At 67.5% G+C, this 10,906-nt stretch carries 8 protein-coding genes; 3 read left to right on the top strand and 5 right to left on the bottom strand.

The window, feature by feature from the left end; translation table 11 throughout:
* Positions 1-69: 69 nt before the first annotated feature.
* Both CMO28_RS07075 and CMO28_RS07070 read right to left on the bottom strand, forming a co-directional pair.
* Positions 70-993 carry a DMT family transporter gene (locus tag CMO28_RS07075; protein ID WP_296711651.1) on the bottom strand — a complete coding sequence of 308 codons (924 nt, stop codon included), beginning with the start codon at positions 991-993 and terminating at the stop codon, positions 70-72.
* A 90-nt stretch (positions 994-1,083) separates the two neighbouring features.
* On the bottom strand, positions 1,084-3,066 hold the full coding sequence (locus tag CMO28_RS07070) for a PHA/PHB synthase family protein (RefSeq protein ID WP_296711649.1): 1,983 nt from the start codon (positions 3,064-3,066) through the stop codon (positions 1,084-1,086).
* A 279-nt stretch (positions 3,067-3,345) separates the two neighbouring features.
* On the opposite strand from CMO28_RS07070, the gene CMO28_RS07065 reads away from it, so the two are divergent.
* From CMO28_RS07065 to CMO28_RS07055, 3 genes are read left to right on the top strand one after another with little or no spacing between them, the layout of a single operon-like run.
* Positions 3,346-4,326, top strand: coding sequence for an HlyD family secretion protein (locus CMO28_RS07065; protein ID WP_296711646.1), 981 nt, complete (start codon positions 3,346-3,348; stop codon positions 4,324-4,326).
* Between the two features lie 23 nt (positions 4,327-4,349).
* Positions 4,350-7,088 (top strand): ribosome-associated ATPase/putative transporter RbbA, encoded by a 2,739-nt coding sequence (gene rbbA, locus CMO28_RS07060; protein ID WP_296711663.1) that lies wholly within the window; start codon positions 4,350-4,352, stop codon positions 7,086-7,088.
* A gap of 4 nt (positions 7,089-7,092) precedes the next feature.
* On the top strand, positions 7,093-8,217 hold the full coding sequence (locus tag CMO28_RS07055; RefSeq protein WP_296711643.1) for an ABC transporter permease: 1,125 nt from the start codon (positions 7,093-7,095) through the stop codon (positions 8,215-8,217).
* A 57-nt stretch (positions 8,218-8,274) separates the two neighbouring features.
* On the opposite strand, the gene CMO28_RS07050 is transcribed toward CMO28_RS07055, so the two are convergent.
* The 3 genes from CMO28_RS07050 to CMO28_RS07040 form a co-directional block, all read right to left on the bottom strand.
* Positions 8,275-9,597, bottom strand: coding sequence for a type II toxin-antitoxin system HipA family toxin (locus tag CMO28_RS07050; protein ID WP_296711640.1), 1,323 nt, complete (start codon positions 9,595-9,597; stop codon positions 8,275-8,277).
* Positions 9,597-9,869: a helix-turn-helix domain-containing protein gene (locus CMO28_RS07045; RefSeq protein WP_041605087.1), complete on the bottom strand. Its 273-nt coding sequence runs from the start codon at positions 9,867-9,869 to the stop codon at positions 9,597-9,599. The genes CMO28_RS07050 and CMO28_RS07045 overlap by 1 nt, the downstream gene beginning before the upstream one ends.
* A 215-nt stretch (positions 9,870-10,084) precedes the next feature.
* The gene (locus CMO28_RS07040; protein WP_296711635.1) at positions 10,085-10,906 is read right to left on the bottom strand and encodes a phosphodiesterase; all 822 of its coding nucleotides are present in this window, start codon (positions 10,904-10,906) and stop codon (positions 10,085-10,087) included.

Here is a 10,906-nt window from a genome sequence, read left to right as displayed (position 1 = left end):
GGGGGGGGGGGGGGGGGGGGGGGGGGGGGGGGGGGGGGGGGGGGGGGGGGGGGGGGGGGGGGGGGGCGCTCAGCGTCTGCGGCGATTGGCGACGGTGATCGCCAACATGATCAGCCCCAACGCCAGGAAGGCGTTCAGGCTGGGCTGTTCCCCCAGCAGCAGAATGCCCCACATCACGCCGAAGGCGGGGATGAGGTAGTTGTTGAGCGCCACCAGCACGGCCCCGCCGCGCGCCATCAGCCGGTAGAACAGCAGATAGGCAAGGCCGGTGCAGGCGATGCCGAGCAGGGTGACTGCGGCCATCGCCTCCAGTGCCGGCGCCTGGGTCCAGGGCTGTTCCAGGATGGCGGCGACCGGCAGGGCCAGCACGGCGCCCGAGGTCAGGGTCGCCGTCGCCGAAACCAGCGGCGGCACATGGCGCACCCGCTCGGCATAGAGCGAAGCCACGGCATAGCAGAGGGCGGCGCCCAGGATCGCAAGTTCCCCGATCCCGCCGCCGGCCTCGGTCAGGGCCGAGGGGCCGACCAGCACGACCACCCCGGAAAAGCCGAGCGCAATGCCCGCCACCCGCCCGGCGGTGATCGGGTTTTCCGCTGGTTTGGCGACCCGCGCCAACACCAGGGTGAACAGCGGCATCGCCGCCATCAGGATCGCCGCCACCGCCGAGGGCACATGCTGCTGCCCCCAGGCGATCAGCGTGAAGGGGGCGAGATTGCCGATCGCGCCGAACACCACGAAGGGCAGCCAGTCGACCGCCCGGGCCGGCAGGCGCAGCCCCCGAAGCTTCAGCACCGCATAAAGCGCCGCGGCCCCAAGCGCCAGCCGGCTGACCACGATGGTGAACGGCCCCATGGTCGGCAGGGCGGTCTTGATCAGCATGAAGGATCCGCCCCACAGCGCGGCGAGCAGGATCAGGCAGCCATAATCCGCCGGTCCGAAGCCGCGCGCGGCCAGGGCACCGGCAACGCCCGCCGGGCGCACGTCATCCGACATCGCCATCCTCGAAGCGTTGCGGGGGAGGGGATCGCGAAAGCCGGATGATCGCGCGCGGGTGGGGGAGAGGTCAAGGGAAGGGCGGCAGGTTCACTTCTGGAACACATAGCTCCCCGGTGCCGCACCCAGCGCCGGATAGCCCTTGTCCGGGGCGGACATCGGCGGCGGGGTGACGGGGGTCGAGGAATGGGCGTGGAGCCAGTCGGTCCAGGCCGGCCACCACGAGCCGTCGCGGATTTCTGCGGCCGCCACCCAGGCATCGGGCGCCTTGTAGAAGCCGTCGGCGGGGGTGGTCATGATCCGGAATTTGCGGCCCTTGTGGCCGGGCTCGGAGACGATGCCGGCATTGTGGCCGCCGCCGGTGAGGACGAAGGTGACCTCGGTGTCGGCCAGCAGGTGGATTTTGTAGGCCGAGACCCAGGGGGCGACATGGTCGCGCTCCGTCCCGACCGCGAAGATCGGCGCGCGGATGTCCGAAAGGCTGATCGGCTGGCCCTCGACCTCGAAGCGGCCGGTGGCGAACTGGTTTTCGAGGAACAGCCGGCGCAGATATTCGGAATGCATCCGATAGGGCATGCGGGTGGCATCGGCATTCCAGGCCATCAACGCGTTCATCGGCGTGCGCTGGCCCATCATGTAGTCATGCACCATCCGCGACCAGATCAGGTCGTTGGAGCGCAGCAGCTGGAAGGCGCCGGCCATCTGCGTGGTGTCGAGGAAGCCCTGGGCCCACATCATGTCTTCAAGGAAGGTGACCTGGGCCTCGTCGATGAACAGGGTCAGCTCGCCCGCCTCGGTGAAATCCGCCTGGGCGGCGAAGAGGGTGACCGATCCCAGCCGCTCATCGCCGTCGCGGGCCATGGTGGCGGCGGCGATGGTCAGCAGGGTGCCGCCCAGGCAATAGCCGGTGGCATGGATGGGGTACGGCCCGGCAATGGCCTCCACCGCATCGATCGCCGCCATCACGCCTTTCATCCGGTAGTCGTCGAAGCCGATATCCCGGTCGGCGGGGCCGGGATTGCGCCACGAGATCATGAACACGGTGAAGCCCTGGGCGACCAGATATTCGGCGAGCGATTTGCCGGGCTCCAGGTCCAGGATGTAGTACTTCATGATCCAGGCCGGCACGATCAGCACCGGTTCCGGATGCACGCTGTCGGTGGTGGGCGTGTAGCGGATCAGCTCGATCAGGTGGTTGCGGAACACCACCTCGCCCGGCGTCATGCCCATATTGCGGCCGACGGCGAAATCTTCGGTGCCGGCAGGGCCGGTGCCGGTGACCGTCCGCCACATGTCGTCCCAGAAGTGCAGGGCGCCCCGGACGAAATTGGCCCCACCTTCCTCGATGGTGCGATTGATCACCTCGGGATTGGTCAGCGGGTTGTTGGATGGTGAGAACACGTCCAGCATCTGCCGGGCGGTGAACTCCATCACCTTTTCATGCGCCGGGGTGACGCCGCGCACGCCGGTGGTGGCATTGTACCACCACTGCTGGTTCAGCAGAAAACCCTGGTAGAGCACGTCGAAGGGCCATTGCTTCCAGGCATCGCCCCGGAAGCGGTTGTCCTGGGGCAGGGGCTCGATGCAGGCGGGCAGCTTTGCGTGGGGCACGCCTTCGGCTTCCGCCGCATCCGCCGCGCCGGCCAGATAGGCGGAGGGGAAGGGAAGGCCGGGCAGGGGGGTGTCGCCATCGGCGAACCCTGCCCGATGGGCCATGTAGCTGCCCAGGCGGGCGGCCTTGCGCATCGCCTTTTCGACCAGCTCGGCCCGCTTGCCCGGCGCGCTCGCCAGATGGACCGCCCAATCCGCCCAGGCATCGGTGAGCGAGGCCGGCGACAGGCCGCCCGTCACCCGCGCCATGGCGGCATGTACGGCGCGGTCCACCGCCTCGCGCACCGCGGCACCGGCCATCTCTCCCGGCTCTTCGACGCAGGGTTCGGCGGCGGCCGGCGGGGTCGGGTCGGGGGTCTTGTGATGCAGCGGGTGATGGGCGGGCACCGGATGTTCCGCGGGTGCTGTGGCCGGCGCTGCGGGCGTCTCGACGGTGGGGTGGCGGCGGGCGTCGGCATTCATCGATCCGGCTCTCCTCGAAGATCCCCCGGGGCCTGCGGTCGGGGCGCGTGGTCCGCTATTGCAGCGCATCATCGCCTGCCTTGCCGCAGGCACCCATGATCCATGTCAATGTGTTCGGCTTTCGCGCATGCGAAAACAAGCCTGTTCCGTCACGGGCCAGGGAATGACATGATCGCCGCACAGCATGTCGGGTGCCAGTGACACACGCATGACGATGGTCTGCGGGCGGAGACCGGCGACCACTCAAGGCCATGCGCAAGTTCGGAGGTCCGGAAGGCCATGCGTATCGGACGCTGGATGGCAATCGTGATCATTGCCGCCGTCGCCGCGGGAGCGGGTGCCATCTACTGGCGCTCCGTCACCCGCGATACCCTGCCCGAGGGGTTTGCCCGCACCAATGGCCGGATCGAGGCCGAGCAGATCGACATCGCCACCAAGATCGCCGGCCGGCTGGCCGATATCACGGTCGAGGAAGGCGACATGGTCGAGGCCGGCCAGATGGTCGCCCGGCTGGATGACGTTCAGATCCGCGCCCAGCTGGCGGCGGCAGAGGCCGAGCATCGCCGGGCCATCCAGGCAAAGGCCGAGGCCGAGGCCCAGCTCGCCTACCGGCGGAGTGAACTGGTCTATGCCCGTGCGGAGCTTTCACGTGGCGAGACGCTTGCCGCGCGCGGTCATTTCACACGCGAAGGCGTCGACCAGCGCCGGATGCAGGTCGCGACCGCCCAGGCGGCGGAAGCGGCCGCGATGGCGGCCGTCGATCAGGCGGCGGCGGCCATTGATGCGGCGGCGGCCCAGGTTGCCCAGACCCGCGCCGTTCTGGACGATACCGTGCTGACCGCACCGCGGGCGGGCCGCATCCAGTACCGCCTGGCGGTGCCGGGCGAGGTGCTGGCGGCGGGCGGACGCATCGCCACCCTGCTCGACCTCACCGATGTTCAGATGACGATCTTCCTGCCGGCCCGCGATGCCGGTCGTCTCGCCACGGGCGCCGAGGCGCGGCTTATACTGGATCCGATTCCGGAATATGTCGTGCCGGCCGCCGTTTCCTTCGTCGCCGGCGAGGCGCAGTTCACGCCCAAATCGGTGGAAACCCGCGACGAGCGCGACACGCTGATGTTCCGGGTGAAGCTGCGCATCCCGGCGGATCTGCTCGCCGCCCATGCCGATCGGGTGAAGACCGGTGTCCGCGGCACCGCCGTGGTTCGGGTCGATCCCGCCGCCCCATGGCCGGCGGAGCTGGCGGTGAAACTGCCGTGACCGCCACCGTCGCACCGGGCCCGATGGCGGTGCTGGGCGGCGTCACCCATCGCTTCGGGAAGGTGACGGCGCTCGACCGGGTCGATCTGGAGATGACCGCCGGTGGCACGCTGGGGCTGATCGGCCCCGACGGCGTCGGCAAGTCGACCCTGCTGTCGCTGATCGCCGGCGTCCGGCGTATCCAGGCCGGGCGGGTGGAGGTGCTGGGCGGCGACATGGCCGATCCGGCGCATCGTCGGCTGGTGGCACCACGCATCGCCTACATGCCCCAGGGGCTGGGCCGCAATCTTTATCCCACGCTCAGCGTGTTCGAGAATGTCGATTTCTTCGGGCGGCTGTTCGGCCAGGGCAAGGCGGAACGTCGGGCGCGGATCGCCGAACTGCTGGAGGCCACGGGGCTGGCCCCCTTTCCGGACCGGCCGGCGGGCAAGCTGTCGGGCGGCATGAAACAGAAGCTGGGTCTGTGCTGCGCCCTGATCCACGATCCCGATCTGCTGATCCTTGACGAGCCGACCACCGGCGTCGACCCGCTGTCACGCCGCCAGTTCTGGACCCTGATCGATCGCATCCGTGCCCGTCGTCCGGCCATGGGGGTGCTGGTTGCCACCGCCTATATGGAAGAGGCGGCGCGCTTCGACCGCCTGGTTGCGATGGATGGCGGTCAGGTTATTGCCGCCGGCACACCGGCCGAGCTGCGGGCCCGGACCGGCGAGGCGGATCTGGAGCGGGCCTTCATCCGCCTGCTGCCCGAGGCGCGGCGCCGCGACCATCAGGCGCCAGTGATCCCGCCGCGGGCCCCCGACGGCGACGGGCCGCCCTCGATCGAGGCCCGTGGCCTGACCTGCCGCTTTGGCGACTTCACCGCGGTGGATGCGGTGGATTTCGCCATCGGTCGCGGCGAGATTTTCGGTTTTCTGGGCTCGAACGGTTGCGGCAAGACCACGACCATGAAGATGCTGACCGGCCTGCTGCCCCCGGCCGAAGGGGCGGCGCTTCTGTTCGGGCGGCCGCTCGATGCCGGGGATATCGAGACCCGCCGCCGGGTTGGCTACATGTCGCAGGCCTTCTCGCTCTATGGCGAGCTGACCGTGCGCCAGAATCTGGATCTGCACGCCCGGCTCTACGGGCTGGACGACACCCGGACCAGCGAGCGGATGGCCGCGATGATGGCCGAGCTGGATCTGGCCGGGGTGGCGGACCAGATCTCGGATGCGCTGCCGCTCGGCATCCGTCAGCGGCTGCAGCTGGCGGCCGCCGTGCTGCACGAGCCCGACATCCTGATCCTGGACGAGCCGACCTCGGGCGTGGACCCTGTCGCCCGCGACCGCTTCTGGGCCTATCTGGGGGTGCTGGCGCGCGAGCGCGGTGTGACGATCTTCATCTCCACCCATTTCATGAACGAGGCGGCGCGCTGCGACCGCATCTCGCTGATGCATGCCGGCCGGGTGCTGGCGGTGGGCACGCCTGCGGATCTGGCGGCAGAGGATCCCGGCGGCAGCCTCGAGGAGGCCTTCGTCGCGCGGCTTCAGGCGGCGACCGACGGGGGGCCGGCCGAAGGAACCCCGACCGGCGCGGTGGCGCCCGAGGCCCCGGTCATGGAGCCCGCATCGGCGACGCAGGCCCGGCCGCCCAGGCGCCGGGATCTGCGCCGGCTCTGGGCCTATGCCCGGCGTGAGACGATGGAGCTTGCCCGCGATCCGATCCGGCTGGCCTTCGCGCTGCTGGGTCCGGTGATCCTGATGCTGACCTTCGGCTTCGGCATCTCGTTCGACGTCGAGGATCTGCCCTATGCGGTCTATGACCAGGATCAGTCGACGGAAAGCCGGTCGCTGATCGAGGCCTTCGCCGGCTCGCGCTATTTCGAGGAACGCGCGCCCATCCACAGTCCGGCCGAGATGGACCGGCGGCTTCAGGCCGGTGAGCTGAAGCTCGCGATCGAAATCCCGGCCGATTTCGGCCGCGATCTGACCCGGGGTCGGGTGCCCGAAGTCGGGGTGGTGCTGGACGGCGCCATGCCGTTCCGGGCCGAGACCACCCGCGCCTATGTCCAGGGTGTGGCGCAGCGCCATCTGGAGGAAATGCGCGAGGCCTCGTCTCTGCCGGTTTCGACGACGCCTGCGGTCACGGTCGAGACCCGTTTCCGCTACAACCAGGCCTTCCGCAGCGTCGAGGCGATCGTGCCAGGCGTGATCATGCTGATGCTGGTGCTGATCCCGGCGATGATGACCGCAGTGGGGGTGGTGCGCGAGAAGGAGACCGGGTCGATCGCCAATTTCCGCGCGACGCCGGTCACCCGCTTCGAGTTCCTGGCCGGCAAGCAGCTGCCCTATTTCGGTATCGCGGCGCTGAGCTTCCTGGTCTTGTCGATCGTCGCCGGCCTGGTCTTCGGGCTGGAGGTGAAGGGATCGGGGCTGGCGCTGCTGACGGGGGCCCTGCTTTATGTGGCAGCCACGACCGCCTTCGGCCTGCTGGTCTCGGCCTTCATGAAGAGCCAGCTTGCGGCGCTGTTCGCCACCGCCATCGTCTGCATGATCCCGGCGGTGAACTTCTCGGGCCTGCTGACCCCGGTTTCGGCGCTCACCGGGGGCGGCCGGGTGCTGGGCCTCGCCTTTCCGGCGGCCTGGTTCCAGCAGATCAGCATCGGCACCTTCACCAAGAGCCTGGGTTTTGCGGATCTCTGGCACAACCATCTGGCGCTGGCCGGTTTTGCACTGCTCTTCCTGATCGCGGCCCAATGGGTGCTGCCCAAGCAGGAGCGTTGAGCCGATGCGTCTCGCCAACATCTTCCGCCTGGGCGTGAAGGAGCTGCGCAGCCTTGCCGCCGACCCGGTGCTGGTCTTCCTGATCCTTTATACCTTCACCTATGCGATCTATGCGGTGGCGAGCGGCGCCAATTTCGAGGTCAGCAATGCGGCGGTGGCGGTGGTCGACGACGACCGCTCGGCGCTGTCGCTCCGGCTGCGCGATGCGGTGCTGCCGCCGCAATTCGCCTCGGTGGTCGAGCTGACGGCGCCCGAGGCCGATGCGGCGCTCGATTCCGGCGATGCGGTCTTCGTGCTGCACATTCCCTCGGGCTTCGAAGCCGATCTGCTGCGCGGCCGGGATGCGACGCTGCTGCTCGACATCGACGCCACCGCCATGACCCAGGCCGGCAACGGCGCCGCCTATCTCCAGTCGATCATCGCGCGCGAGATCTCGGCCGCGGCCGGGCGCGACGACGGTATGACGGGCGATCTGCCGATCGATCTGGTCGTGCGGTCGCGCTTCAACCCCAATCTGTCGTCGGTCTGGTTCAACGCGGTGATGCAGGTGATCAACAACGTCACCATGCTGTCGGTGATCCTGGCCGGGGCCGCGCTGATCCGCGAGCGTGAGCACGGCACGATCGAGCATCTGCTGGTGATGCCGGTCCGTCCGGCCGAGATCATGGCCGCCAAGATCTGGGCCAACGGCTCGGTGATCGTCGTCGCCTCGGTGCTGTCGCTGATCGGCATGGTCCAGGGGGTGCTGGCGGTGCCGATCCACGGCTCGCTGCTGCTCTATACGGCGGGGGCGGTGCTCTATCAGTTCTCGGTGACGGCGCTCGGCATTCTGCTGGCCACCATCGCGCGGTCGATGCCGCAATTCGGCCTGCTGGTCATCCCGGTGATCGTCACCATGACCCTGCTCTCGGGCTCGTCCACACCGCTCGAGAGCATGCCGGTCTGGCTGCAGAAGGTGATGATGCTCTCCCCCGCCACCCATTTCGTGGCGTTCTCGCAGGCCGTGCTCTATCGCGGTGCCGGCCTGGACGTGGTCTGGCCGACGCTGGCCATTCTGGCGGGGATCGGGTTTGCGATCTTCGCGATCGCCCTTGCACGATTCCGGCGGAAAATCGTGGAGATGGGGTGAGGCGTGGAGATGGGGTGAGGCGTGGAGATGGGGTGAGCTCTTGCCCCGTCTCGATCGTCAGGACAACTGATCGAGAAAACTGGCGCAGGCATCGAGCCGCGGTCTGGCGGCACGCAGGACACTGTCGTGGATATCCGGGGGGAAGTCTTCCGGCAGTCCGGCGGCCGCGGCGTCGAAGGCGCTGCCGCCCCGCTCGACCAGCTGCTGCAGGGCGGTCTTGAAGATCAGAGGCGGGATGCCTGCTTTTTCTGCCGTCTGAGCGAAGTGGCGGGGCTGGATCTGATCCAGGCGATAATGACGGTTCTGCCCGACCGACATGGCGAGCTTCATCTGTCTGCGCTCACCCTGCCTGTGGTCGAGGCTGGGCTGTGCGGTCAGGATGTCGTAGAGCGGGGTCATCCTGAACCGCCCGCCGGGCGCGAGAAACACGCTGAAATTCTTCGCATGACCATCGGTCGCACCGATGATCCAGAACAGCATCTGGGCCATCAGAAAATCACGATGATCCCGGCCCGGATCGTCGCTGCCCTTCAGGGCATCCAGGATGTCGACGATTCCGGGGCCGCCTTCGCTCTGGTATTTGAGGGTCGGGGGCGTGCCGGTGAGCTGGCAGAAATCTTCCTGCGGCAGCCGGATGAGCCAGCCATTGTTGAGCCGCTTGCGATCGAAACGCCTGACGACCAGTGCCTTGGTCCCTGAAAAGACCATCATCTCAGCGTGATTGACATCCAGTCCGAAGGCCTGGGCGAGATTCAGGCAATAGAACTCGTTCTCGACGCTGTTCGACAGATCTATGCCGTTGGGCAGATGGCCGATCTGTGTCTTCAGGATATGCGTGGTGGGTGTGGTTCCTGTCGGTTTCAGCCATTGCCCCTCGTGGAACAGAAGCGCCGTCTTCTCCTGCGCGCCGGCAATGGAGATCCGAAAATCGTCATCCCCCTGCAGACCGAGCGGGATCTGTCCCAGGTTCTTGAGCATGGTGGCGATGTCGTCGTCCGAGACCGGTTCTCCCTCGATTCTGTCGAGCGATGAGGGAGGTGTGTCGTCGTCGAGGAACTGGAGCGCACCGACGCAGTCCCGGCCGATCCTGGAGAGCAGGCCGTAAGCGTCCGTGCCTGGTGCGCCGATCCGTTCGGCGACACGCCGCCTGATGGCCGGCTGATCGGGCAACAGATTGTCGAAGAATGCGGCGACTTCCGGACCGCGGTGCGGTTCAGGGCGGAGTGGCAGGGAGAGTGACACCGGGATCGCATCCGGCCGGTCTGCCCAGGCCGGATCGTAGGTAAAAACCACGGCGCCGTTCAGCTGTTTTGACAGACGGCCGACAGGGTATCCGTTCAGATAAACATGGAGGTCGGCATAGGTTTTTCGCCGTGCCATCAATCGTCGTTCCCGCCAAGAAGCATTCGGGCGATGGCGTCGTCGACGGTGGATCGGTCGCGAGGCGCAGCCTGAAGGTCCAGATCGAGAGCGGCCAGAAGGTCGATGAGCGTATCCAGGCGGAGGCTGGGATAGCCTTGCTCGATCTGAGAGATCATGCTTTGCCGCTGACCTGTCCTGACACCCAGAGCCGCCTGCGTGAGGCCAAGCTTCCGCCTTTGTCTCCGGATGAGGTTGCCCAGCTGTTGGGGGGTGCGGATGATATCTGCCATGGCTGGCATGTTCCTCTCAGGGGGAACTCAAGCCGCTATTTTATTCCCGAAATCAGATAAACGCAATTTATCCCCAATCCGGAATAAAGAGAATTTATTCCGGATTGCGAATAAGGCGTCAATATACACTATCAGAGATAAATGGAGATATTTACAGCCTGTGACGGCGCACCCGTCACAGGCTGGCAGGTGCAGGCCTGGAGCCTCCTGACGGATCAGTCGATCAGCCCGCCCGTCGCATCGAAGAAGGGGTGGGGGCCGTCGAACCGGCCCGGATAGGCCAGATGGCTGACCAGCAGCCGCGGCGGGGTGAAGCGGAAGAGACGGATCGCCGGCGGTTCCATGGTGAAGGTGGAGGGCCCGCCCAGGGTCAGATCCAGCGTCACCGCATGGGCGGCATTGGGGGCGATCGAGACCGCGACCCCGTCGAGCACGGTGTCGATGGCGCGATGGACATGGCCGCAGGCGAGATGCAGCACCTGGGGATGGCGGCGGAGGACCGCGATCAGCTCGGCGCCGTCCTTCAGATTCTGCACGTCCATATGGCCGATGCCGGTCTCGAAGGGCGGGTGATGGACGAAGACCAGGGTCGGCCGCCCGGCACCGGCGGTCAGCACCCGGTCGAGCCAGGCGAGCTGCGCCGCGCCGACCATGCCCCAGGGCACGCCTGCGACCGAACTGTCGAGCCCGATCAGCCGCACCGGAAGGTGATCGATCAGGCAGGCGGCGAAATCGGCCGCGTCGACATAGGGCACCACATCCCCAAAGGCGGTGCGCATCTCGTCGGCACGATCGTGATTGCCGGGTACGGCGTACCAGGGCGCCCTGATCCGGTCGAGCAGCGGCCGGAGCACGGCATACTCGGCGGCGGACCCCGTGTCGGTGAGGTCGCCCGAGAGGATGACGGCGTCGACCTCGGGCACGAAGGCATTGACGTAGTCCACGGCCGCCGTCAGCAGGCCGGCAGTATCGACCCGGCCATAGGCCGGCCGGCCGCCGGGCTTCAGATGGGTGTCGGTCAGCTGGGCGATCAGCAT

This window comes from Tistrella sp. (genome assembly GCF_002684955.1).
GTDB lineage: Bacteria > Pseudomonadota > Alphaproteobacteria > Tistrellales > Tistrellaceae > Tistrella > Tistrella mobilis.
This window is presented reverse-complemented; position numbering and strand designations above follow the sequence as displayed.

What these genes read in the sequence shown, in the direction of transcription:
- CMO28_RS07075 (WP_296711651.1), bottom strand. Translation starts at nt 993, where the DNA reads ATGTCGGATGACGTGCGCCCGGCGGGCGTTGCCGGTGCCCTGGCCGCG.
- CMO28_RS07065 (WP_296711646.1), top strand. Translation starts at nt 3,346, where the DNA reads ATGCGTATCGGACGCTGGATGGCAATCGTGATCATTGCCGCCGTCGCC.
- CMO28_RS07055 (WP_296711643.1), top strand. Translation starts at nt 7,093, where the DNA reads ATGCGTCTCGCCAACATCTTCCGCCTGGGCGTGAAGGAGCTGCGCAGC.
- rbbA (WP_296711663.1), top strand. Translation starts at nt 4,350, where the DNA reads ATGGCGGTGCTGGGCGGCGTCACCCATCGCTTCGGGAAGGTGACGGCG.
- CMO28_RS07045 (WP_041605087.1), bottom strand. Translation starts at nt 9,869, where the DNA reads ATGGCAGATATCATCCGCACCCCCCAACAGCTGGGCAACCTCATCCGG.
- CMO28_RS07040 (WP_296711635.1), bottom strand. Translation starts at nt 10,906, where the DNA reads ATGCTGATCGCCCAGCTGACCGACACCCATCTGAAGCCCGGCGGCCGG.
- CMO28_RS07050 (WP_296711640.1), bottom strand. Translation starts at nt 9,597, where the DNA reads ATGGCACGGCGAAAAACCTATGCCGACCTCCATGTTTATCTGAACGGA.
- CMO28_RS07070 (WP_296711649.1), bottom strand. Translation starts at nt 3,066, where the DNA reads ATGAATGCCGACGCCCGCCGCCACCCCACCGTCGAGACGCCCGCAGCG.